Here is a 22,721-nt window from a genome sequence, read left to right on the forward strand (position 1 = left end):
AATTCATGAACGATATGTTCTATTCGCTTTCATCTTGTTGCTCGAGTCGTTGACTGACAAGCGTTTTCTAGTTTCGCGGAAAAGCGATTCAAAGTATTAAAGGGACTGTTTTAGTCCCTTTTTGATTACATCATTTATGATCCAATTGTTCGTTTAAAAGCTTTCATAATCTCATTTACAATTACAGGAACAATTGCGAGACCGAAAATAAATGCCCAGTTTTTAATATCTAATGCTTGAATATGAAACCAGTTATTAAATAGAGGGATACTTACAATGGCAATTTGAATTCCAATCCCTGCAATAACCGCACTGACCAACAAGCGGTTTGAGAACACTCCAGTTGAAAAAATAGACTTCTTCTCATGACGCAAGTTAAAGGAATGAAAAAGCTGTGTAATACTCAATGTTGAAAATGCCATTGTTTGTGCATAAATAGTGTGTTTCTTTATTTATATTAGAAAAATCAATTTGGAAAATCGAGCTAGCATTTGAATAAAACTTTAAGCCTTCAATAAAAGCAAATAAAGTTAGAAATCCAATTAATAATCCATTCAGAATAGTAAATGTTCCTGCTCCTTTAAGAAAAATATTTTCTTCTGGATTCCTTGGCTTGTCTTTCATTACGTCAGGATCGTCTGGATCAACACCGAGTGAAATGGCTGGCAAAGTATCAGTAATTAAGTTAACCCATAATATATGAACAGCTGTTAATGGCGCAGGCCAGCCCATTAAAATACCAAAAAACAAGGTGAAAATTTCTCCAAGATTACATGAAAGCAGAAACAAAATAGATTTCTTAATATTTTTATAAATATTTCGTCCTTCTTCAACTGCAGCTGTTATTGTTGAAAAATTGTCATCGGTTAAAATAATATCTGCTGCACCTTTTGCCACATCTGTTCCTGTAATGCCCATCGCAACCCCTACATCTGCTTGTTTTAATGATGGAGCATCATTCACTCCATCTCCTGTCATCGAGACAATTTTACCGTTTTCTTTAAACGCTTTTACGATGCGGACTTTATGTTCTGGTGAAACACGGGCAAATACATGGATATGGCTAACTTTTTCTTTTAATTTTTCGTCACTTAGAGCATTTAATTCCGTTCCTGTCATTGTTTCATCTTCATGTTCAGCAATACCGAGCTCCTTTGCAATCGCTAACGCTGTTTGATGATGATCGCCAGTAATCATAATTGTTTGGATTCCGGCACTTTTACATTGAGCGATTGATGCCTTCACTTCTTCACGAGGAGGGTCAATCATGCCAGTTAATCCGAGGAAAATTAAATCTGTTTCTAAATTTTCGCTTGAAGTACTTGTTGGGTCTGTGTATTTATATGCATAAGCAAGGACACGTAAAGCATTGTTAGACATTTTATTCGCTTGTTTCATTATTTCATTTTTATGTTCGTCTGTTACACGTATTTTTATATTATTTTGTTCAATATATGATACACGATCAAGAATTCTTTCAATGGCCCCTTTTACCATCACGATATTTTCGTTGCCGGATTGATGTACAGTTGTCATCATCTTTCGATCTGAATCAAATGGAATTTCAAAAATACGAGGGTATTGTTGATTCATTTCATTTTTATTAAGACCGAATGTCTGAGCCGCCTCTATTAAAGCGATCTCTGTTGGATCACCAGTCTGCTCTTCATTATTTGCTACAGCATCATTACATAAAATCATATTTTCTATTAATCGTTTTGCTGTCGGATCAGTAAATGTCAGTTGTTTTATTGGAAGTTGTTCATTGTTAACATATATTTTTGTCACGGTCATTTTATTTTGCGTCAATGTACCAGTCTTATCTGAGCAAATAACGCTAACGGCACCAAGTGTTTCGACCGCTGGGAGTTTCCGAACGACTGCATGTCTTTTAATCATTCTTTGGACACCGATAGCTAGAACGATTGTAACGATAGCAGGAAGACCTTCAGGAATTGCGGCAACGGCAAGACTGACGGCAATAAGGAACATTTCAAGAGGCGCTCTTCCTTGAAAATAACCGATAAGAAAAATGACAATCGAAACGATAATTGCCCCGATTCCTAACACTTTGCCGAGGTCAGCAAGTTTCTTTTGTAAAGGTGTTACTTCCTTTTCTTGTTTTCCAAGCATTCGCGCAATTTTTCCAAGTTCAGTCTCCATCCCCGTGTGAACGACAACTCCTGTTCCTCGTCCATACGTCGATAACGTAGACATAAAAGCGATATTTTTTTGTTCACCAAGAGGTATTTCTTTATCAGCTTTCCAATTAGCATCTTTTTCAACAGAAACTGATTCTCCTGTAAGAGAGGACTCTTCTACTTTTAAATTTACCGTTTCTACTAAGCGGAGGTCCGCAGGAATGTATCGGCCTGCATCGATGATAACGATATCACCCGGTACTACTTGTTCGGAAGCAATTTCGGAAAACTTTCCATCGCGTTTTACAATTGCCTTTGGTGAAGCCATCTTTTTTAACTCTTCTAATGCTTTTTCTGCTTTTGATTCTTGAATGACACCAATAACAGCATTTAAAAGAATGACCATTAAGATAATGACTGCATCACTCACTTCACCAACTACAAGCGAAATAAGAGCTGCTCCCATTAAGATGTATATAAGGAGACTGTTCATTTGTTCCCATAATAATTTTAATAAAGTTGGTCGTTTTGACTCTTGAAAAGTATTTGGACCATACTGCTCAAGACGTTTCTTTGCTTCATCATTTGTAAGACCCGCTTCAAGATTTGTCTTTAACGTCTGTACCGTTTCGTCAATCTCTTTCTTATACCACATCATATCCTCTTCTTTCCTAAAAATATCTTCCTCTCTTATTTATTATAGTCTACCTTGATAATGTTCTATATGAGGAAAAAAAAAAAATAATGTTTTTCCCCATTTTTGCGAATCTTATTATATAATGTGAATAAAACTAATTTTGTAAATAGTCAGATTCCTTTGGTATATTAATACATTATTGGATTAATATATTACAGCAAGATAAATAAAAGGAGGGAGACGGTGAAGGATTTAATTGTTTCGATAGATGAAGAGGCTAAAGAATGGCTTGTTTCAAAGGGTTCAAAGCTAACGATTGAACGTTTAAAAGGAAATGGTTGTTGAGTGGGATCTATTGAACTTCTTACCCAGTTGGGTGAGCCGAAAGAGCCAGATTTATTTTGGCATTTAACAGTTGGACAGATGCAAATTTTTGTAGAAAAAGGACTAGATTTTAAAGAAAACCGTCTTTCTATTTCACTTTCTAGTTTTTTTTTTTTGAAAAATATCCGAGTAAATGGGCTAAAACGGTTTTAATAGATAACAGAGGAGGAGTCAATGGCTAGCACAGATTATTTACAAAAGTTTGTTCATGAATTAACTAACAAATATGTACCATTTTTCGATGTTGAAAGGGATGAAATATTAGGGAGCACTCCATTGGCTTTTAAAGCGGAATATAAGCGTAGAGATGAAAGATATATGATCACAAAAAATATTAAAATTTGGAGTGTAGAAAATCAACAGTTCGTATTTGTTTCAATGATGCCAAAAATCGTAACGGTCGATTTTATTGAACAATTTAAGCGAGATTTAGAAAAAAGTATTCAGAAGTATATCCCAAAGCATGGAGAGCATATGTCCTCTGTTTTCTTAGGAATTATCGTAACAGATCAGAATATTGGAAAAAAGGTATTAAAGGGGGTGAAAAGATATCGGAAAGTAAAATTTATAAAATTTGGGTTTCACGGCTGGGCAGAAATTTACGTTGCTATCGTTGATATAAAGCAGATGCAATTATTTATCCATCCAAAAGGCCGGCAGTTTGTAAAACCTATTGAAACGATGTTAAGAGAGGAGATTTAATGATCATGAATTTACTAACACTTCTTATGATAGCGGGCGTTATTTTTATTATCGCCTATTTTACTTACGGAAAGTATCTTGATAGAAAGCTAGGCGTAGATCCAAACCGTCCCACCCCCGCTAATACGATGGCAGATGGAGTTGATTATGTCGTTGCTAAAAAACCTGTGTTATTAGGGCACCATTTTGCTACGATCGCAGGCGGGGGACCAATTGTCGGACCAATTTCAGCTGTTGTATTTGGGTGGATTCCTGCTGTCCTTTGGATTATTATCGGCAGTATTTTTATCGGTGGTGTACATGACTATGCTTCATTGCAAGCTTCTATTCGCCATAAAGCTCAATCAATCGGGACGATCATTAAAGAGTATATTGGAAAACGGGGGCAAACATTATTTTTGGCATTTTCAATTGCTACGTTAGCCCTCATTGTCGGTGTTTTCATTATTCTCGTTCGAGATACATTTGTTGCAGTACCTGAGGCGGCAACTGCTTCAGTATTATTTATTGGCGTTGCAATTATTTTTGGTTTTGTCGTCAATCAGTTACGGATGAATTTTGTTCTTGCGAGTGTTTTAGGTGTTATTGCAATGTTAGGAAGTGTTTGGGCTGGACTTAATTATCCTTTACAATTAAGCGGAACGACTTGGGTCATTATTTTACTTATTTATGCTTATCTTGCTTCTGTAATGCCAGTATGGATTTTATTGCAACCGCGTGATTATTTAAATGCCTTTTTACTTTATGGAATGATTGGCGGAGCCGCTTTAGGAATTATATTTGCTAATCCAACTATTAAAATGGCAGGCTTCACTGGATTCCATAATGATACATTAGGGTATATGTTTCCTATTTTATTTATTACGATTGCTTGTGGAGCAGTTTCAGGATTTCATTCTCTCGTTTCTTCAGGAACAACTGCGAAGCAATTGGATAATGAAAGAAATGGAAGATTTATAACATATGGTGGGATGTTATTAGAAGGATTTTTAGCAATTATCGCAGTTGGGGCAGTAGCCTATCTTTCTCAAGCTGATTTTGCAGCAAGAATGGCAGAGCTAAACGGGCCAATTGGAACATTTTCTGCTGGTGTCGGTTTCTTTATGTCTCATTGGGGAATTCCGGAAGCGACTGCAACAACATTTACTGCCTTAACCGCATCGGCATTTTTAATGACAACATTAGATTCTGCTACACGTCTTGGAAAATACGCTGTTCAAGAATTTGCCGAAACAAGAGTACCTGCGCTTCAAAATAATCATATTGCGACAGGAATTATCGTTATTGGTGCTGGTGCCCTTGCAGTTTCAGGAACATGGAGCGCTGTTTGGCCGTTATTTGGTTCCGCTAACCAAATGCTCGGTGCTTTAGCTCTATTAGCAGTTAGTGCCTGGTTAATTAAAAAAGGTGTAAGAGCATGGTTTGCCATTATTCCGATGATCTTTATGTTTTTAATTACTTTAGCAGCTTTACTTGTATTAATAAAGACAAATTTTACCAATGAAAACTACTTCTTAATGGTTTCTGCTTTTATTTTATTCGTTCTGTGTATTTTTCTTGTAATCGAAGCGTGGAGGTCGTTAACTTCTTCGAACCCAAAAGATTCAAGTATTAACGTTTAAACGATTTTGATTAAATGGGCGACAGCTTAAAAAAGATGTCGCCCTAGACTGTTGACAAGCGAACTCATGAAAAATATGTTCTATTCGCTTTCACCTCGGTATATGGCGGGCTCGAATTGACAAGTGTTTTCAAATCTCAAGGAAATTGACTTTGTCTACAAGCTCGAATAATAGGTACATATCATTATATGTTAACTTATAATAAAAACTAATTGACACATATGCTAATTTTCATTTATGCTTTAGTAGTAAAGTGGTATTGACTAAACTTTTCACTTTATTAATTTATGTAGCAAAGGAGAAAGTTTGGATGGAGAGTGTGAATGTAGCAAAGGGGAAACTGCGAGCAGTTGAGATCACATACGTAGGAATGTTTTCCGCTTTAATGATGATAGGAGCAAATATTACTTCATTCGTTCCATTCCTGGTGATTGGCGGAGTCCCGATTACATTACAATCATTTTTTGCTGTTTTAGCCGGTGCACTTTTAGGTAGTCGATTAGGTGCTATCTCGATGACAGTATATGCTTTATTAGGGCTTATAGGCGCCCCAGTATTTGCTCGTTTTAGCGGTGGATTTAGTTCTCTGCTTAGTCCAACATTTGGCTTTATTATTTCTTTTATTTTTACAGCATATATTACTGGAAAAATTGTCGAAAGAAGTCAGCGGCTTCCTGTATTTATTACGGCAGCTTTTTTTGGACTTATTGTTAATTATTTCATCGGAACAAATTGGATGTATGCAGCATTCAAACTTTGGGCAGATGCACCAGAAGGTTTTAATTATAAAGTTGCTTGGATTATGTTGCTGCCGCCGCTTCCAAAGGATCTAGTTTTATCGATTTTCGCAGGAGTAATGGCCTATCGAATAAATAAGACCTTTTCGATACTTAAATCAAAGAAACGGGTTGCGTAAAAAAGAAAAAAGGGCATCCAAAAGCCGAAAATCGACCTATTGGATACCCTTTTTTTCATTTCTAAATCCGTTACCATCGTTTTTATTGTAAGTTTATTGTAGTTGTTTTCAGCTAAACGACATTTTGTGTCAGCGCGTTTTTTAGTTTTATAGTTTAAAAGCTACCTTTCTAGCTAACTGTGGGAAATCAATAAATGGGTTCCGATTACCTTGAATATGAAAAATAGCTTTGTTTCGATGTAATTCATAAACAGTTGCTGGAAATCTTTCATGCCAATGAAACAGTAATTGAATATCTATTTTTTTACTGTACGATTTCTGGATCATATGAGGATAGCGCAGTAAAATATATAACATTGCTCTCGCAACGGTTCCTTTTCCATATTCAGGTTCAAATCGTTCAAATTGGGTCACACCGCAGCGATTTTGAATTTTTTCATCAGGGGATTCAGGAATATAGTTACTAAAATCATCGTAAGGGTAATTTGAACGTTTTGCATTACATTCTGGTTGACAAGCGAATAAATGATGTAAATCTCCTTTCATCGGTTCTTTTGCCCCGTACCATGATTGCGGGACAATATGCTCAGCATTGAATTTATGTTCCCCGGTAATGACTAACATCTTTTTCTCAATATTTGAGTTTTTTTTCCCATTGCGTTTCAATAATTGTTGGAAGCTTTCATATCTTTTATAAATGATATTGTAGTCCTCTTCGATTAGTTGTTTAGGATCTTTTCGCTCTCCAGAATAAATGCTTTTAATTGTTCCATTTGGCTGCAAGTCTACCCAAGTATACAAATATTGATCTTTACTAATAAAATAAGGAACTCGATTGCGGTGTGTTCTTTTTACAAGTTTGTGCAAACGTTCAAAAAGTTCCGAAGAATTTATATTAAGAGAAGTGATACTTTTATAATAACGGCGAATATAACGTTTATCTCCTTTAAAATGATAATAAAGTTTACTGTCTGTTTCGATTCGATATTGATTTCCTTTTAGTTTAGACAGTGGAGCAGGGCTAATTCTTTCTTTCATTTCTTCGAGTTCTTTTAAATTATAATAAATAATTGTCTCGTGATTATTTTGGTCTATTAACATATTGATCTCCCTTATCATCTTCGTTTCGCTTGTAACACCATTTTAACATAAATGAACGAAATTCTTGCTACAGCTCATTTTTTCTTAAACGCATTATTTTTTGTCATATTTATATCATTTTATTTATATAAATGTCATAAAGAGTAATAAGTCTATAGTCTTAACTGGTTGTAAATTCGTTCAAAAGGTTATAGAGGGGGTACAAAGGTGGGAAATAAATTCTTTCCTTTTCTTATTGGTTTGTTTGTTTTATTTTGTGGTGAGACAAGCGCTCAATCTAATTTTAAAGTTAAGGATGATTGTATCGTAAGCCCGAACTATAAAAATATGCGCACCTTCTGGTGCGCATGACAATTAACCGTATTTCATGATCTTTTTGGTCAAAATACGGCTAATTTCATTTATTTACTACATTTATTTACTACATTCTGCCTTGATCATTTTCGACCATGGCATATATTGATCTAAAATTTCAGGGTTTTGATGGGATACTACAATTTGGTAGATCGGTCAAAAGCTTTTTTTATATATTCGTAGAAATCGATGCCGTTACTTTTGGCTGTTTCTGCGATACTCAAACAAATGGCGTTGGCTTTTGCCCCAGCTTCGCTGACCGAAAATAGCCAATTTTTTCTTCCAATGACATTGGGTCGGATGGCATTTTCCGCGGGATTATTATCAATTTCAATCCGGCCATCATATAAGAATGCCTTTAATCCATCAGCTCTATTAAGTGTATATTCTGCCGCCTTCGCAAGGGCATTTTTTCCGAAGAATGGCGATGTTTCAACCCCAGTTAAGGAATTCCTCCACTATTGGCTTTGAAAACTTTTTGCGTTTTTTTTTTCTACGTTTACTCGGGGACAAAATGTTTAAACTTCCTCTCGAGCCGATACAAATCATCGCAATACTTCACACCAATTCGGCCATTTTTGCTGTCTGCTTTTAGCCAATAACGCCGAACATGAGCCCAACAATTCGCAAAGCTGATTCCTTCAATTTTGTCATATGCAGAATAACCATCACAGATAATCGTTCCTGAATAATCTTCAATAAAACTTTCAAGAACTGAACGTGCACGTGATAATGAACTTTGAAATAGAACTATCGTTGGCCCCTGGCAAGGTATACTTCGGTAGACCCAGTTATAGGCATTGGCTTGACCCGGTTTACCGTCAGAACGATTAATAATTTTTGCATACGTTTCATCAATATGTAAAACGGATTTTGCCATCATGATCGTTTTCATTCGTTCATAGATAGGAAGTAGCCAATCACCTGCTACACGAATGACCCAATTGGAAAGGTTTTTGTCATTCGTATCCAGTCCATAACGAACCCATTCCTTCACCTGACGGTGAAGGGGTAAGTACTGCACAAATTTATCATAGATAACTTTGGCAAGTACACTGGGACTAGTAATACTGCGTTGAATAACTGGTTGTGGTGCTTTCCCACGTTTTATTTGCGCTGGTTGGGATGAATCCCCCTTACATTTTGTACACCCATAAGCATGTTCAATGTGTTGAATTTTCTTCATCCTTGCTGGAATGAATTCTGCCTCTTCACGTACGATTGTGCTGCCGATCTCAATCATTTGCCCTTGGCAACACTCACAGATTGTATTTTCTGGATGATGATGAATGTCATCTACTTCAATGTCATCATGTAATGAATCGTTTCTTTTTTTCTTTTGAACTTTTCGTACAACAGTATAAGAAATCGTCTGTTGGCTTTGTTCTTCTGTGTGCTCAGAATCGCTAAAAGACGAGTCATCATCAAATAAAGAGGCTTGCCCCCGTCTGGCGCATTGTATTTAGATTTCTCCGTTTTAGAACCATATAAAGCTTTTGTTAGCTGGCGAACTTGCTGTGATAGAGAATCAATCTTCTTCATTAATTCTTTTTTTTGCTGGTTCGAATGAGCCAATTGTTCTTCAAGTAATTGAATTAATTTGTCCTTTGAAGAAGAGTCTTTTCCCACAATGTTCACCACTTTTCGTCCATTTTCGTACTCCTATTATAATCATTTTAAACCTTGAAATAAAGGAAAAATAGGTAGAAAAAGTTCAGAACGCGCCTTTTGGCGATGGTTGAATGGCCTTTGGCTGCTGAATGGATAACCCCTCAAGCAACCACCTGAGCTCCTTCTGAGATAGATTACGAACTGCTTGTTCATCTTTAGGCCATTGTAGCTTACCATTGTCCAGTCGTTTATAGAGCATGGCGAAGCCATCCCCATCGAAATACAGACATTTATATCTATCTTTCTTCCATCCGGCAAATAAGAATATAGAGTCGCCCAGGGGGGTCTAATTCAAAAGAATCTTGAATTAGAGTAGCCAATCCGTCAATCCCCTTCCGCATATCCGTTTTCCCACAGATAATATAGATATTTTTCACATCCGTATAATCATGTTTCACCAATGTTTCAACTCCCTCATGATTGCTTGGATGACGTGCTCCTCTACGCCGTTGAAGAAGGCAATTTCCGCAGCTGCTGTTTTAATCATGCAAGCAGGTTTTGAGGAAAGCTCAGCTGGAACTGAACTAGTAGAATTATTGTTTTCGGTATGTAATGTAACGGGGACAATAGTCAATTTTTGTTGTGGCATTTGAAAAGCACCTCCTTTTTTTTTAATAGATACGCTTATCGTACCAGGAGGTGCTTCTATTTTATATGCGTTGTTTGAATTCGGGCTTACATTGTATCATTCAAAATAAGGATCAATTAATTGAGCAACTTAGTTTATTAACACCAGAGAAGATTGTTAGTATATTTGGAACTGGCTATGATGAAGTGTCTAGTATGATGGGGAACGAAAAAATGTGGCGTTATGATCTATGTGTAAATAATGAGTACGAATATAACGATGAATACGATGTTGTTGATCTTGAAGCATTAAAAAATAATCAAGTACAATACATTTTTTTTTTCACTTTTACAAATGATGGGCATTCATTGTCACGGATTAGTCTTTATTATAAAGATGAAAGTGGTAATATTCATGAATATACAATATTCCCTGATGGAACGAGTGAAGATTCTGTTATTGAACATTTAATATAAAGGAGAAGCTATGATGATAACTTCTCCCCAGATTGTTGCTTAACGTTATCTCAGGCTCCGCCTCTGCTAGCACTTCGACTGACAAGCCTTTGCAGCTAGCATTTTAGCTTGGCTGTACCTTTCTTCTAATAGATTGTACTTTTCCGTAAGTACCGATACGCCAAAACCATTCAATCGGCCCAAATTGGTATTTTTCTAACCATCGTTTACTCAAGAATGCTTGTAGTGCATAAATAAACAGAACGATTAACATTAATGACCAAAGAGGCAACGAAGCTGTTTTTTTTACGAATAATGACAGCATCATAACACCGATGAACGTTTGGGATAAATAGTTTGTAAATGCCATTCGCCCGACATAGCCAAAAGGCTTTAAAATTTTCTGTCCGATTTCGGATTCTGTTGCTAATAGAATGGTTGTTACATAAAAAATAGCGAGCGTTTTCCCACTAATGGTCATCCAAAAGAAATTTTTAATTGAAATATAGGATTTATCGCTAAAAAATAACATAATGATCGGAATAAAAAATAAAATCGATAAGCTTAAAGAAATAAGTTGGATTATTTGAAATTGCTGTTTATATTTAGCTACTTTCCGGAATAAATCTATTTTTCCAACAAACAATCCTAGTAAAAATAAGCTTAAAATTTCCGGAATGGCAATGATTAGATTAATCATGTTATCAGTAAAAAAAGAGACAGTCCTCGTTGATACAGCAGCAAGCCAACCCGAAAAATAATTAGCTGTTGCGATTGTTTCTTCTTGTCCAAATAGCTTGTGATCAGGCATAAACAACGTATAGCTTAGACTAAAATGATAAAGGGCAAACAGGATAATACTCCATATAAAAATCGTGAGCGGTTTTCGTTTAAAAAATATAAGTAGAAAAAAACCGATAAAGGCATATGTATGTAAAATATCCCCATCCCAAAAAAGACAATAATGGAGAGCTCCAAAAATAAATAAAATGACCAGGCGGCGAGTAAACAATAGATAAACTTTGTCCCCCCTTGCTTCAGCTCGACTCATAAAAATATAAAATCCAATCCCAAATAAAAAGGAAAATATCGTGTAAAATTTTGTTTGTACAAATAAATCTAGTAGAAAGCGAACTGTTTTATCCGCTCCAGTAAAAGCATGTTCTAAGTTACTGTCTAGCCCAGTCATTGCTGGAATGTTCACTAAAAATATTCCGAAAATTGCAAAGCCGCGAATAATGTCGAGAGAGAGAATCCTTTCTTTTCCCAATACAGATTGACTCATTGTTTGTCTCCTTACAACTATTTTTGATGGAAGTTTTACTTTATTTTAACAAAAATCTTTCAATAGAGCTTTAAAAAAGAAAAATTTATTTACGTGAAAAAGGATTGTGTAAAATAATGTCGAATTAATATTTTAATGCGTTAAAGAAGAAGAGGAGTGATTTCATTGAGTTTTAAAACAGCAGATTTATGTGATGATTTTTCAAGTGAGTTAAAAGTATGTAGAGCAGAATTTAAGAGTTACGGAAAAAAGAGACGTTTTTTTGGTCCGATCGTAACTGTAAAAGTTTTTGAAGATAATGTGTTAGTGAAAGAAGCATTACAGACTGTACATAAAGGTTCTGTACTTGTTGTAGATGGAGGCGGTTCAAAAAATTGTGCTCTATTAGGTGATCGCTTAGGTGATATTGCCGAAAGCCGAGGTTTAGCAGGTGTTATTATTAATGGCTGTGTTCATGATGCTGCTGAGTTGGCACAATTAAATGTCGGAATTTTAGCGTTAGGGAGTAATCCATTGAAAAGTAATAAAGCAGGAAAAGGCGAGCGAGATGTGGCTGTAACTTTCGGTTCGATTGAATGGAAGCCTGGAAGTTATGTGTATGCCGATGAAGATGGTGTAATTGTAGCTGAAAGACCCCTTTTTTAACAAGGAAATGTTAAACAGTATTCGTGCGAAATTATAGTCTCGGGTCGCTTTTTTAGTCTAACGATATGAAACGATAATAGAGGCTCGCTTGCTTCTTCGTTTCGTCTGTTAGAAGGGAAATGAGCCAAAAAATCAACATTAAATAAAAGTTACTAACAATGATATCCACATATAAAAGTGGAATATTATCGCTTTATTTAAAGTTATCAACATTATCAACAGAAAAACATACACTTATCCACAAGAAAATGATAAGTTAAAAAAACACTTGTATAACAATTGTTTAATCATCTAATGACTAAAAACTATCCACACAATTCACATCTGTGTGGATAGTTGAGTTTAGAGACAAACCACCATATGAAGCAAATACCCGAAAGCCTGCTTGAAAACACGATGCGAAGCAAATAGAACAGTCATTCTTTATCAGTTCGCTGACAACAGTCTGAAATATTTACAGATAGTTTTTTCACATGTTGGACAATTAAGCAAACTTTTCTGTGAAGAAATTGTGAAGAGCGTTGCTGTGTTAATGCGAAAAGATTAATATTAATAGTGAAGAGAGAAAGTGAAATACTTCACAAAGATTTCTCCATTCGCTCTCTTTATAAAGCTGGCCGGCTTTGTGTCCTAAAACGAAGTAAATAGTGTTGTTTTAAATGTGAAATTCATCACAATTTAAAATGAGGGGGCTAGTTAAAATGAGATGGTGGAAAACTCCACAAGCGTCTGTTATTTGGACTGTATTAAGAATTTGGTTAGGTGTACAATGGTTACAAGCTGGTTGGGGAAAAGTAACAGGAGATTTTGATGCAGGCGGATTTATGCAAGGAGCTATCGCAAAAGCGACTGGTGAACATCCAGCTGTACAGGGTTGGTATGCGGCTTTTCTTGAAAATTTTGCAGTGCCAAATAGCGAGCTGTTTAGTTTCCTAGTGGCATGGGGGGAAGTATTAGTAGGAATTGGCCTTATTATCGGAGCAGCAACTATTCCAGCTTTAATAGCAGGTGCATTCATGAACCTTAATTTTTTATTGGCAGGAACAGTAAGCACTAATCCTATTTTACTTACAGCGGCATTTATTCTAATTTTAACTGGAAGTGGGGCATATTATTGGGGTGTTGACCGATTTGCCATCCCTTATTTAAAAGATCGGTTTAGAAAAGGAGGCAGAGGATACGGAGGGAATACAGGTGCAAAAGGAGCACATGCCCATTAAATGAAAAAAATCGAATTGTAGACAAAGCTAATATTAAAATTTATTTCTTCGTTTGATTGAAAACGCTTGACATAGATGTTCATGAGTTTATTTAGGCAACAGTCTTACATCACTAAATTGATAGTGATGTTTTTTTTTATTAAGTATAAAGGGGGGAATGTTTAGAAGTTATATATAATAAATGAAAAGAAGGGGGGGAACAAATGAATATTGTGGATTTTAAGAAAAAGCTTCCAGTTTTAAATGAAATTATTTTTTTTGATAAAAATCAATACTTGCGTGAAAAATGTTCGAATCCGTTCATTTTAGAACAACTTATAAACGCGGGGGAAACTTTATTAGAAGAATTAACAGACAATGAAGAAGATAAATATTTTTTATGTGGAGTGTTAGGTCATTTATATCGAGTGTACGGACAGCCCAAAAAAGCAATCTATTATTTAACTCTTTGTCTAAAACAAGCAATAAGAGAAGGAAATATTTCTAAGGAAGTTGTCTCCTTAATTCGTTATGGAGAAGCTTTGAAGTACGATCATAAACATAGGGAAGCATTAAAAATATTTAATAAAGCTTTGGATAAATGTAAGGAAAATGCATTACATTCATATGTCGACTTTGCGTTGCAGCATAAGGGCAAATGTCTTTTAGAATTAACAAAAATTGATGAGGCAGAAAACTGCTTTTTAGAAGCATTTAAAATAAGGAAATTAAAAGCTAACGGCTCTTTACTTGACTCAACTCAACAAGCAATTGATTTCGTGAAAAGTATGAGAGACTCATAGTTGAGCATTACTCACTTTGAAAATATATTAAATAGGACCCATTACTTCTGTAATGATGAAAATGTCCTTTTAACTTTTATCATGTTTTTTTAACGACTTTAAATAGACGATTCAATTTAATGAAATCTCCTTTTTTTAGCAAGCCCATTAATGGGGTTTATATAAAAAAGAAGAGCGTAAACTGCATCACGCCCTTACAATTTCACTTTAATCTTTTTTCACACGTTGGTTTGCTGCATTTGCTCGTGCCTGTGCTTTCAAATCTTCCTGATCCGCAAGTTCACGTGAATACTCTTCGTCTATTCCATCAGCTTTTTTTAATTGTTTAGGTACTTGAGGAAGGGATGCTTTATTTTTATCTCGTGCCTTTTGTTTATGTGCTCGTCCCATTTATATTTGTACTCCTTTCAATTGAATATTTATGAGTAATAGGTTAACCAAATGTATTAAAATTTATTTATTTATATAACCTTGAGCTTAATCAACTAATGTAAAGGGGCGGAGATTTAAGTTTTAGACAATAATATTTTTTAAACATCACATTATGAATCTATCCATTCTACTATGCACAATATGTTACATTTAAATGAGAGGTGAGCAGTTTGGCGGTCATTACAAAAATCACTAGTCAGCAAAAAAATTCTGAAAGATACAATATATATCTTGATTTTGGTCATGGTGAGCAGGTTGCCTTTAGTGTAGATGCAGACGTTTTAATTAAATTTAATTTAAAAAAAGGTTTAGAAATTGATGATTTAACGTTATCAGAAATTGAGTATTCGGATGAGATTAGCAAGGCATTGAATCTTTCCGTTAAGTATTTAGCGAGAAGAATGCGTTCAGAACATGAAATAAGAGCTTATTTACAGACTAAAGATGTAAACAAACCTGTCATTGATGAAGTTGTTCATAAATTGTATGGTTTATCATATTTAAATGATGAAAAGTTCGCGAAAGCGTATGTCAGAACACAAATGAAAACAACTGATAAAGGACCTTGCATCATATCAAAAGAGTTAAAAGAGAAAGGAGTTTCAGGTCATCATCTTTATTTAGCTCTAGATGAGTTTACGACAGAGGTTCAAATTGAGAAAGCGACAAAGTTGTATCATAAATTTGTTGAAAAGAATCAACAGCATTCACGAAAACTGCTTTTATTAAAAGTTGAGCAAATGTTAATAAGAAAGGGATATAGTTCAGAAGTCATCTCAATCGTAAATGAAGAAGCGATGGCAGAAAGCGAAAGCGAAAAAGAATTGGAAGCACTTCGCATTCAAGGGATTAAGTTTCATAAGCGATATTCAACCCTTCCTTCATACGAGTACGAACAAAAAATGAAGCAAGCGTTATTCCGAAAAGGATTTTCAATCGAACTCATCAATCAATTGTTAAAAGAACTTGGATCAAATTAAGCTTCAATCTCCTTCTTTACAAATGAAAAATAACTTAAGCATAGTGTTAGTCGAGAAATGTTCAAGTATACTATAATATAATTTATATCGTATTAGGTGGTGCTACATGATGGAGCAGGACAAGCGTTACAGTATGATGAGTGAACATGAACTACACCATGAGATTGCAAAATTAAATGAAAAGGCAAGAAAGGCAGAGCAAATGGGGATGGTAAATGAATTTGCTGTTTTAGAAAGAAAAGTAATAATGGCAAAAGCTTATTTAGCTGATCCTAATGATTTTAAAAAAGATGAAATTTACGAAATTGTCGGCGATCCGGGTGTGTATTTTAAAATTAATTATTTGAACGGTGTTTTTGCTTGGGGCTTTCGTTTAAGTGGTAAACAAGAAGAAGAAGCTTTACCGATTTCTATGTTAAAAGCTTTAAAAAAATAATTGAAATGGTTGACGTGATCATTAAGAATATAAGCATATCTCAATAGTTAGAGTAAACCAGAGAATAAGAAGTCTCTGGTTTACTCTTAACATTACGAGTTTTTTCTCGTTTCGTTTTCAAGGATAATTAAACTCTGCGTTTGCTGAGTTTCCCCATTTACTTGAGCTTTTGCATGCTTCGGACTGTACCAAGGGGATTTAAAAGGATTTGAATAATGGTTTTGGAAAAACTGATTTTTCATTTTGCCCATTCAAAAGCCTCCTGATCGTTTAATCATACGTATAGCATGTTCTTCACGAGTAAAATGAACGAACAAAAATTGTGGAATTCAAGCGTTCTGATTATTTAACAGAATCATTTTCCCTCTGACCTGATGCACGCATTCGCTCCTGGGGATGGGTATTAATTGTTCCATCTGCTCGTTTTGATGCAAACTCAGCTTTTGCTCTCGGTTCACCTTCTAATTTATTGTTATGTTGATTTGGGAAGTTGCTGTCTTTGTTTCGCATGGTGACCTCCTTAACGTACAATGTGAAATTGTACGTATGAATAGTATGATGTTTTATTGGCGTCTATATGTTTTAAATACGAAAGTATTAATTGGAAAAAAGGTGATGACAGTGAATGATTACCAAAATCGACTCACAAGATTATTACTCGAAAAAAATGAGAATATCTCATATGGACAAGCACGGAAATTAGTAAAGCTTCTTTGGGATGATTTTGAAGAAACATATGAAAGGTCTGGAACTGAAGATCGAGGTGTTGAAGTGACTGAAAGAATTGTTCGGCAATGGATTGAACAATATGGCGACGTATTGCATGAATTTATTTACAACAATCCTAAATATGAGCATTTATTTTACATAGATAAAAGATTTTTGCATTAAATAACCCCCAGAAAATTTTGGGGGTTACAGTTTTGTTTAACCTGGAATAAATCGAGTTTTTTTCCGAAGCTTCTCTTCGCTAAAAATCCATCCAGTATATGAGACAATAATATTTAAATTAAGATCAAGCTGAACGACGGCAACAAAAGGATAATGGCCGTTGCTTCGATATCTTAAATCAATAAACCTAACTTCATAGTACTTATCGTAGCTGTCTATTTCCCAACGATAAACGGGGGAAAAGGATAAAAACGCAGACAGATTTTTGTCTTTTTTCGCAGCTTCTAACACTGGTGTGTTGGGCATAGGCACACGATTAAATTTATCGTAAATGGTTATGCGATTTTTGTTTGCTCTTCCGACAAAAAAATTTTCGTCACTCATTGCAGCAATCCGCCATTGGTGAAATCGCAATGTCGGTGCAATAATAATTTCATTTGTAAAAGGAATCATCGCCTTTACTGTACGGTAAACTTTTCGCTGCATTCGAAAGCGAATAATGTAATAAGCAATAAGAATCATATAAATAGCGGCAAAAGTATATCCAGGATCAGCTCCGAGAGCCCATAAGATCAATCCCGCTACATGGATAAAGAAGATAAAAGGATCAAATGTATTAATTGTTCCTAAAGCAATCCATTTTGATGAAAAAGGCCTTAACGCTTGAGTACCATATGCGTTAAAAATATCAACGAAAACGTGAAGAAACACCGCAGCAAAGGTCCATAGCCATAAATGCAATAAATTAGCTTCAGGGAAAAATGGATAGACGACAGCAATAATTAAGAGAGGCCATAAAAGTACCGCAGGTATTGAATGGGTTACTCCCCGATGATTTCGGATATATGTTGCATTGTTTTTCAATTTTAGCACTGTATCAATATCGGGAATTTGCGATCCGACAATTGTAGCGATTAGAACACTATTTATAGTTGCTGAGTTTTCTGTAACAGAAGGATCTAGAGTAGCAAGTCCTCCCAGGGCAATTCCCATTACAACATGTGTACCAGTATCCAAAGGGATGCCTCCTTTAATCATGTAAATGATATTAATTATATATTTTAGCATGATAAATTTAAAGATAAAATAACCCATATTTACCATTTATATTAAAAAAAGGATAATAAAGCGCAAAAATAAAAAAGTAAACTTTAATATTATATTCCCTCTTTTAATAAAAGTATAACATCATGGAGGAATAGAAATTGACCAGTTTAAAAAATCTTCACGATTTTGATAAAATTTCTTTTCAAAAAGACTTAATCGATTGGTTTCAAAAAGAGCAAAGAGACTTACCATGGCGAAAAGATAAAGACCCATATAAAATTTGGGTTTCAGAAATAATGCTTCAACAAACAAGAGTAGATACAGTTATTCCTTATTTTAATAATTTTATCGAGAAGTTTCCTACAGTTGATGCATTAGCAGAAGCTAACGAGGAAGAAGTGTTGAAGGCATGGGAAGGACTTGGCTATTATTCTCGAGCCCGCAATTTACAAGAGGCTGTGAGAGAGGTTAAGGAAAAATATAATAGTCAAGTGCCGAAAAAGAAAGAAGAAATTGCATCTTTAAAAGGGGTAGGTCCGTACACGACAGGCGCAGTTTTAAGCATTGCTTTTAATCTGCCAGAACCAGCTGTCGATGGGAACGTGATGCGTGTATTATCAAGGATATTGTCGATTTGGGACGATATTGCAAAGTCCTCATCGAGAAAGATATTTGAGACTGCAGTTCGTGAATTAATTTCCCATGAAAATCCATCTTTTTTTAACCAAGCGCTCATGGAGCTTGGAGCACTTGTTTGCACACCAACTTCACCATCTTGTCTATTATGTCCTGTTCGTGAGCATTGCCATGGTTTTCAAGAAGGAGTCGAAGATCATTTACCAGTTAAAACTAAGAAAAAGAAACCTCGTTCGATTCAGTTAGCCGCAGCCGTACTAACAGATCAAGCTGGAAGATTGTTAATTCATAAGCGTCCAAACAAAGGTTTATTGGCTGATTTATGGGAATTCCCTAACGTTGAGCTTCATTTGTCTTTTAGTGATGAGAAAGCCCGCTTAAAAGATTTTTTGAAAGAAACTTATCATGTTACAGCAAATCCAGAGCATTTTTTATGTTCTATTGAACACGTGTTTACTCATTTAATTTGGAATATACGTGTTTATAAAGGGGAGCTTCAAACAAGTGTGACAGAAAGTGATAAGTTAAAACTAGTAACAATTGAAGAAATAACTAAGCTTGCTTTTCCCGTTTCACATCAAAAAATATTGAAAGCATTTTTAAAGAATAGCAAATTGTAGATGAATAATCAATTTTAGCGAGACTGAAGACACACAGCAAGAGGCGGAAGCGAATTGAACATATAGTTCATGAGCTTGTTCGTCAACAATCTTTAGAACACCATGGGGTTCATCATGGTGTTCTGCTTTTGTAAAAGGTTAATCGTAACTAGTTCTTGTACCGTTTGTATATGTAGCCTCTTTATTATTTAAACCGCCGCGTTGTTCAATTTCCGCGAGAATTTCACGATAAATTGTTTGTCCTTCTGCGTTTAAATAAGGGGCTATTTGCTGAAGCGAATGATGAAAAAAAGCTAACTCACTATCTTCCCAATCATTTTTTGGCATCATTGATAATTCGGTCATATCTCGACCAACATACATTTTATGTTACTCCCTTCTTAAATCATATTTCTAAAATAGTGTTTTGAATCTCATTGTGTTCTATACATAGAAAAGATAAAATTAAATTAAATAAATTTTTTGTTGAAAGGAATTTAAGAATGCAAAACAAAGTCGCACTCGTAACAGGAAGCAGCCGTGGAATTGGCAAAGCAATTGCTCTTCGCTTAGCGGAAGCAGGATATGATCTTATTATTAATTACGCTCGAAGCAAAAAAGCAGCACTAGAAACAGCAGCAGAAATAGAAGCATTAGGAAGAAAGGCTCTCGTCGTTAAAGCAAATGTAGGCGACGTTGGAAAGATTAAACAAATGTTTCAACAAATTGATGAGCATTTTGATCGGCTAGATGTATTTATAAATAACGCTGCATCAGGAGTTTTACGTCCAGCTTTACAATTAGAGGAAACTCACTGGGACTGGACGATGAATATTAATAGTAAAGCGTTATTATTTTGTGCGCAAGAAGCAGCGAAGCGCATGGAAAAAAACAATGGAGGTAAAATTGTCAGTATTAGTTCACTTGGTTCAATTCGCTATTTAGAAAACTATACAACTGTCGGTGTTTCAAAAGCAGCAGTAGAAGCATTAACACGATATTTAGCGGTTGAGCTTGCAAAAAAAAATATAACAGTTAATGCTGTATCAGGCGGAGCAGTAGACACAGAGGCATTAAAGCATTTTCCAAACCGCGAACAGCTGCTTGAAGAAGCAAAAGAAAAAACACCAGCAGGAAGAATGGTCCAAATGGATGATATTGTAAATGCAGTCATGTTTTTATTATCTGATCAAGCTTATATGATTAGAGGACAAACAATGATAGTCGATGGCGGTATTTCATTACTTGTATAAGTTCTTTTAAATAGCCAACACGAGTTGGATTATTTTGGATGGGTGTTTTTTGGATAGATTTCTCTTTTGTCGGTTACATTATCACTGTGGAGGTGATAACAGTGGCAAAAAATAATTCACAATCTGGAACTAACATCCAACACGTAAAACAACAAAATGCACAATCTGCTCAAGGACAAGGAACTTTCGGTACTGAATTCGGTAGTGAAACAGATGCGCAAGAAGTAAGACAACAAAATCAACAAGCTGAAGCTCGTAAAGCTAAAAATTCTGGAACTTTTGGACAACAAAACCAGTAATAAAATATTTTGAAGGTACTTATTCCATTCGGAAGAGTACCTTCTTTTTTTTGATAAAAAATTATTTCGACAAAGGTTCTCTCAACTCAACATATTTAGATAAAGGGAATTGGAAAATTTACAAGAATACATAACTAATACAATGAAGGAAAGGTGAAAAGATGAATAAATTTAACGAATTAGTTTTCAAACAAATGAAAACGATGGATGAATTATTAAATACTCAATCAGAACTAGAGCGATATGAAAGAATTGAACGGCAATTGCACAATTTACATAATGAAACAGCGTTAAAAACTGTCCGCGAAAGAATAGTGTGTATGAAATCAAGATTAACAGAAATACAACATATATTTGAAAAACAGACGAATGAACTGATTCAATCTTACAAGGAGAAGTCACATTCATAATTTTGCAACAAGAGTGACATTTTGCTAAATGAAAATGAAAGATCATTTTACAAAGTGTGCAATGAAAACAAAAGTTAATAGAAGTAAAATAAACACAAACTTTGAACAACAAGGTTAGGTTACTGTCCTGAGAAATAATTGAAAGCGCTTTAAATTTTTTTAAAAAAGGCTTTGTTATATAACTCTGTTAATTAATTAGCCTATTTATCCATAATCTTCTAGATATCATCTCACACAAATGACCAACAAACAACAATATTGAACATAGCCATTGTTAAAGGAGGAGTTTAAATGCCTAATGTTGTAAAGATTGGTTTAATTCAAGCTTCTCATCATTTAGATGGAAATGAATCCGTTGCTGCTCATAAAAAGGAATCGATTGAGAAACATCTTAAATTAGTAAAAAAAGCAAAAGAAAAGGGAGTGCAAATGGTTTGTTTACAAGAAATATTCTACGGTCCATACTTTTGTGCAGAGCAAAATCCAAAGTGGTATGATGCCGCTGAAGAAATACCGGATGGACCGACGACTAAGCTGTTTCAACAACTTGCAAAAGAATTAGAAATCGTTTTAGTTTTACCAATCTACGAAAAGGTGGGTATCGGAACATATTATAATACAGCTGCTGTAATTGATGCAGATGGAAAATATTTAGGTAAATACCGAAAACAGCATATTCCACATGCACGAGTAGGCAATGATGGACATGGTTTTTGGGAAAAGTTTTATTTTAAGCCAGGTAATTTAGGGTATCCAGTCTTTGATACTGCTTTTGGCAAAGTAGGCGTTTATATTTGTTATGATCGTCACTTTCCTGAAGGGGCACGTTTGTTAGGGTTAAAAGGAGCGGAAATTGTTTTTAATCCTTCGGCAACTGTCGCTGGATTATCCGAATATTTATGGAAGCTGGAACAGCCTGCACATGCAGTAGCGAATGGGTATTATTTAGGAGCCATTAATCGTGTAGGTACAGAATCTCCATGGAGTATGGGGGAGTTTTATGGACAATCTTATTTAGTCGATCCGCGAGGCAGTTTTGTTGCGATCGGGAGTCGTGATAAAGATGAAGTGGTGATTGGCGAGATGGATAAAAAACTTATTCGTGAAGTTCGCGATATTTGGCAATTTTATCGTGATCGCAGACCAGAAACGTATGGAGAGATGACTTCATTACTTCCATAAGAAGAGACATAACGGTTTTACATAGATGTATATATTTTATCATCTTTGTAAGACCTTATTTTTTCCCTTATTA

The 22,721-nt window shown here is 35.1% G+C and carries 26 protein-coding genes and 2 pseudogenes; 16 read left to right on the forward strand and 12 right to left on the reverse strand.

Translation table 11 applies throughout. From position 1 onward, the window contains the following. Positions 1-134: 134 nt before the first annotated feature. Positions 135-2,796 (reverse strand): annotated as a pseudogene (locus K6959_RS02405) (calcium-transporting P-type ATPase, PMR1-type). Between the two features lie 327 nt (positions 2,797-3,123). On the opposite strand from K6959_RS02405, the gene K6959_RS02410 reads away from it, so the two are divergent. The 4 genes from K6959_RS02410 (at position 3,124) to K6959_RS02425 (ending at position 6,402) form a co-directional block, all read left to right on the forward strand. Continuing rightward, positions 3,124-3,315 (forward strand): hypothetical protein, encoded by a 192-nt coding sequence (locus tag K6959_RS02410; protein ID WP_223087538.1) that lies wholly within the window; start codon positions 3,124-3,126, stop codon positions 3,313-3,315. Positions 3,316-3,336: 21 nt separating this feature from the next. Next, the gene (locus tag K6959_RS02415) at positions 3,337-3,864 is read left to right on the forward strand and encodes a DUF8052 family protein (RefSeq protein WP_163242646.1); all 528 of its coding nucleotides are present in this window, start codon (positions 3,337-3,339) and stop codon (positions 3,862-3,864) included. Between the two features lie 5 nt (positions 3,865-3,869). After that, the gene (locus K6959_RS02420) at positions 3,870-5,486 is read left to right on the forward strand and encodes a carbon starvation CstA family protein (protein ID WP_223087540.1); all 1,617 of its coding nucleotides are present in this window, start codon (positions 3,870-3,872) and stop codon (positions 5,484-5,486) included. A 310-nt stretch (positions 5,487-5,796) separates the two neighbouring features. Further along, the gene (locus tag K6959_RS02425; RefSeq protein ID WP_163242644.1) at positions 5,797-6,402 is read left to right on the forward strand and encodes a biotin transporter BioY; all 606 of its coding nucleotides are present in this window, start codon (positions 5,797-5,799) and stop codon (positions 6,400-6,402) included. 147 nt (positions 6,403-6,549) lie between these two features. On the opposite strand, the gene K6959_RS02430 is transcribed toward K6959_RS02425, so the two are convergent. The 5 genes and pseudogenes from K6959_RS02430 to K6959_RS02450 all read right to left on the reverse strand — a co-directional run bounded on the left by K6959_RS02430 (position 6,550) and on the right by K6959_RS02450 (position 10,117). Next, the gene (locus K6959_RS02430) at positions 6,550-7,503 is read right to left on the reverse strand and encodes an endonuclease I family protein (protein WP_262421873.1); all 954 of its coding nucleotides are present in this window, start codon (positions 7,501-7,503) and stop codon (positions 6,550-6,552) included. 414 nt (positions 7,504-7,917) lie between these two features. After that, positions 7,918-9,486: pseudogene (tnpC, locus tag K6959_RS19985) on the reverse strand (IS66 family transposase). An 85-nt stretch (positions 9,487-9,571) separates the two neighbouring features. Next, positions 9,572-9,808, reverse strand: a complete 237-nt coding sequence (gene tnpB, locus K6959_RS02440; protein WP_223088286.1) for an IS66 family insertion sequence element accessory protein TnpB — start codon at positions 9,806-9,808, stop codon at positions 9,572-9,574. Further along, positions 9,765-9,926, reverse strand: coding sequence for an IS66 family insertion sequence element accessory protein TnpB (tnpB, locus tag K6959_RS02445; protein WP_262421957.1), 162 nt, complete (start codon positions 9,924-9,926; stop codon positions 9,765-9,767). The genes tnpB (K6959_RS02440) and tnpB (K6959_RS02445) overlap by 44 nt, the downstream gene beginning before the upstream one ends. Then, on the reverse strand, positions 9,923-10,117 hold the full coding sequence (locus tag K6959_RS02450) for a hypothetical protein (RefSeq protein ID WP_223087543.1): 195 nt from the start codon (positions 10,115-10,117) through the stop codon (positions 9,923-9,925). The genes tnpB (K6959_RS02445) and K6959_RS02450 overlap by 4 nt, the downstream gene beginning before the upstream one ends. A gap of 65 nt (positions 10,118-10,182) precedes the next feature. Here K6959_RS02450 and K6959_RS02455 point away from each other — a divergent pair, with 65 nt between their 5' ends. After that, positions 10,183-10,572, forward strand: coding sequence for a hypothetical protein (locus K6959_RS02455; RefSeq protein WP_223087544.1), 390 nt, complete (start codon positions 10,183-10,185; stop codon positions 10,570-10,572). Positions 10,573-10,675: 103 nt separating this feature from the next. On the opposite strand, the gene K6959_RS02460 is transcribed toward K6959_RS02455, so the two are convergent. Beyond that, a complete protein-coding gene (locus K6959_RS02460) occupies positions 10,676-11,836 on the reverse strand; it encodes a DUF418 domain-containing protein (RefSeq protein ID WP_223087546.1) in 1,161 nt (386 codons plus the stop codon). Between the two features lie 165 nt (positions 11,837-12,001). On the opposite strand from K6959_RS02460, the gene rraA reads away from it, so the two are divergent. The 3 genes from rraA to K6959_RS02475 all read left to right on the forward strand — a co-directional run bounded on the left by rraA (position 12,002) and on the right by K6959_RS02475 (position 14,483). Further along, entirely contained in the window at positions 12,002-12,481 is a 480-nt protein-coding gene (gene rraA / locus K6959_RS02465; RefSeq protein WP_223087547.1) for a ribonuclease E activity regulator RraA, read from the forward strand. Positions 12,482-13,182: 701 nt separating this feature from the next. Then, entirely contained in the window at positions 13,183-13,701 is a 519-nt protein-coding gene (locus K6959_RS02470; protein WP_163240363.1) for a DoxX family protein, read from the forward strand. Positions 13,702-13,904: 203 nt separating this feature from the next. Beyond that, positions 13,905-14,483 (forward strand): tetratricopeptide repeat protein, encoded by a 579-nt coding sequence (locus K6959_RS02475; RefSeq protein WP_163240361.1) that lies wholly within the window; start codon positions 13,905-13,907, stop codon positions 14,481-14,483. Positions 14,484-14,690: 207 nt separating this feature from the next. Here K6959_RS02475 and K6959_RS02480 read toward each other — a convergent pair whose 3' ends face one another. Continuing rightward, positions 14,691-14,873, reverse strand: coding sequence for a YfhD family protein (locus K6959_RS02480; protein WP_163240359.1), 183 nt, complete (start codon positions 14,871-14,873; stop codon positions 14,691-14,693). A 212-nt stretch (positions 14,874-15,085) separates the two neighbouring features. On the opposite strand from K6959_RS02480, the gene recX reads away from it, so the two are divergent. After that, positions 15,086-15,895: a recombination regulator RecX gene (gene recX, locus K6959_RS02485; RefSeq protein ID WP_163240357.1), complete on the forward strand. Its 810-nt coding sequence runs from the start codon at positions 15,086-15,088 to the stop codon at positions 15,893-15,895. 109 nt (positions 15,896-16,004) lie between these two features. Then, a complete protein-coding gene (locus K6959_RS02490) occupies positions 16,005-16,331 on the forward strand; it encodes a YfhH family protein (protein ID WP_163240355.1) in 327 nt (108 codons plus the stop codon). 92 nt (positions 16,332-16,423) lie between these two features. On the opposite strand, the gene K6959_RS02495 is transcribed toward K6959_RS02490, so the two are convergent. Together K6959_RS02495 and K6959_RS02500 are read right to left on the reverse strand one after the other, a co-directional pair. Next, entirely contained in the window at positions 16,424-16,582 is a 159-nt protein-coding gene (locus K6959_RS02495) for a YpzG family protein (protein ID WP_163240353.1), read from the reverse strand. A 91-nt stretch (positions 16,583-16,673) separates the two neighbouring features. Beyond that, positions 16,674-16,841, reverse strand: a complete 168-nt coding sequence (locus K6959_RS02500; protein ID WP_163240351.1) for a small, acid-soluble spore protein K — start codon at positions 16,839-16,841, stop codon at positions 16,674-16,676. Positions 16,842-16,877: 36 nt separating this feature from the next. Here K6959_RS02500 and K6959_RS02505 point away from each other — a divergent pair, with 36 nt between their 5' ends. Next, positions 16,878-17,222 (forward strand): YfhJ family protein, encoded by a 345-nt coding sequence (locus K6959_RS02505; RefSeq protein ID WP_309484817.1) that lies wholly within the window; start codon positions 16,878-16,880, stop codon positions 17,220-17,222. Positions 17,223-17,258: 36 nt separating this feature from the next. Here K6959_RS02505 and K6959_RS02510 read toward each other — a convergent pair whose 3' ends face one another. Beyond that, complete coding sequence (locus tag K6959_RS02510; protein WP_223087549.1) at positions 17,259-18,239, reverse strand: metal-dependent hydrolase; 981 nt, start codon at positions 18,237-18,239, stop codon at positions 17,259-17,261. 188 nt (positions 18,240-18,427) lie between these two features. Between K6959_RS02510 and mutY the strand changes: the two genes are divergently transcribed. After that, the gene (mutY, locus tag K6959_RS02515; protein WP_163240348.1) at positions 18,428-19,525 is read left to right on the forward strand and encodes an A/G-specific adenine glycosylase; all 1,098 of its coding nucleotides are present in this window, start codon (positions 18,428-18,430) and stop codon (positions 19,523-19,525) included. 138 nt (positions 19,526-19,663) lie between these two features. Here the strand turns inward: mutY and K6959_RS02520 are convergent, their stop codons facing one another. Continuing rightward, complete coding sequence (locus K6959_RS02520; protein ID WP_163240346.1) at positions 19,664-19,888, reverse strand: cytosolic protein; 225 nt, start codon at positions 19,886-19,888, stop codon at positions 19,664-19,666. A 119-nt stretch (positions 19,889-20,007) separates the two neighbouring features. Here K6959_RS02520 and fabL point away from each other — a divergent pair, with 119 nt between their 5' ends. The 4 genes from fabL to K6959_RS02540 all read left to right on the forward strand — a co-directional run bounded on the left by fabL (position 20,008) and on the right by K6959_RS02540 (position 22,648). Next, positions 20,008-20,757 (forward strand): enoyl-[acyl-carrier-protein] reductase FabL, encoded by a 750-nt coding sequence (fabL, locus tag K6959_RS02525; protein WP_223087551.1) that lies wholly within the window; start codon positions 20,008-20,010, stop codon positions 20,755-20,757. 101 nt (positions 20,758-20,858) lie between these two features. Beyond that, positions 20,859-21,056 carry a gamma-type small acid-soluble spore protein gene (locus tag K6959_RS02530; protein WP_163240342.1) on the forward strand — a complete coding sequence of 66 codons (198 nt, stop codon included), beginning with the start codon at positions 20,859-20,861 and terminating at the stop codon, positions 21,054-21,056. 161 nt (positions 21,057-21,217) lie between these two features. Further along, positions 21,218-21,466 carry a YgaB family protein gene (locus tag K6959_RS02535; protein WP_163240340.1) on the forward strand — a complete coding sequence of 83 codons (249 nt, stop codon included), beginning with the start codon at positions 21,218-21,220 and terminating at the stop codon, positions 21,464-21,466. A 291-nt stretch (positions 21,467-21,757) separates the two neighbouring features. Continuing rightward, entirely contained in the window at positions 21,758-22,648 is an 891-nt protein-coding gene (locus K6959_RS02540; RefSeq protein WP_163240338.1) for a nitrilase-related carbon-nitrogen hydrolase, read from the forward strand. Positions 22,649-22,721: the final 73 nt, after the last annotated feature.

The sequence above is a fragment of the Bacillus aquiflavi genome (assembly GCF_019915265.1).
Classification (GTDB): Bacteria; Bacillota; Bacilli; order Bacillales; family Cytobacillaceae; genus Bacillus_BT; species Bacillus_BT aquiflavi.

Coding starts and splice junctions, on each gene's coding strand:
- K6959_RS02415 (WP_163242646.1), top strand. CDS start 3,337: ATGGCTAGCACAGATTATTTACAAAAGTTTGTTCATGAATTAACTAAC.
- K6959_RS02420 (WP_223087540.1), top strand. CDS start 3,870: ATGAATTTACTAACACTTCTTATGATAGCGGGCGTTATTTTTATTATC.
- K6959_RS02425 (WP_163242644.1), top strand. CDS start 5,797: ATGGAGAGTGTGAATGTAGCAAAGGGGAAACTGCGAGCAGTTGAGATC.
- K6959_RS02430 (WP_262421873.1), bottom strand. CDS start 7,503: ATGTTAATAGACCAAAATAATCACGAGACAATTATTTATTATAATTTA.
- K6959_RS02450 (WP_223087543.1), bottom strand. CDS start 10,117: ATGCCACAACAAAAATTGACTATTGTCCCCGTTACATTACATACCGAA.
- K6959_RS02455 (WP_223087544.1), top strand. CDS start 10,183: ATGCGTTGTTTGAATTCGGGCTTACATTGTATCATTCAAAATAAGGAT.
- K6959_RS02460 (WP_223087546.1), bottom strand. CDS start 11,836: ATGAGTCAATCTGTATTGGGAAAAGAAAGGATTCTCTCTCTCGACATT.
- K6959_RS02470 (WP_163240363.1), top strand. CDS start 13,183: ATGAGATGGTGGAAAACTCCACAAGCGTCTGTTATTTGGACTGTATTA.
- K6959_RS02475 (WP_163240361.1), top strand. CDS start 13,905: ATGAATATTGTGGATTTTAAGAAAAAGCTTCCAGTTTTAAATGAAATT.
- K6959_RS02480 (WP_163240359.1), bottom strand. CDS start 14,873: ATGGGACGAGCACATAAACAAAAGGCACGAGATAAAAATAAAGCATCC.
- K6959_RS02490 (WP_163240355.1), top strand. CDS start 16,005: ATGGAGCAGGACAAGCGTTACAGTATGATGAGTGAACATGAACTACAC.
- K6959_RS02495 (WP_163240353.1), bottom strand. CDS start 16,582: ATGGGCAAAATGAAAAATCAGTTTTTCCAAAACCATTATTCAAATCCT.
- K6959_RS02500 (WP_163240351.1), bottom strand. CDS start 16,841: ATGCGAAACAAAGACAGCAACTTCCCAAATCAACATAACAATAAATTA.
- K6959_RS02505 (WP_309484817.1), top strand. CDS start 16,878: ATGAATAGTATGATGTTTTATTGGCGTCTATATGTTTTAAATACGAAA.
- K6959_RS02520 (WP_163240346.1), bottom strand. CDS start 19,888: ATGTATGTTGGTCGAGATATGACCGAATTATCAATGATGCCAAAAAAT.
- fabL (WP_223087551.1), top strand. CDS start 20,008: ATGCAAAACAAAGTCGCACTCGTAACAGGAAGCAGCCGTGGAATTGGC.
- K6959_RS02535 (WP_163240340.1), top strand. CDS start 21,218: ATGAATAAATTTAACGAATTAGTTTTCAAACAAATGAAAACGATGGAT.
- K6959_RS02540 (WP_163240338.1), top strand. CDS start 21,758: ATGCCTAATGTTGTAAAGATTGGTTTAATTCAAGCTTCTCATCATTTA.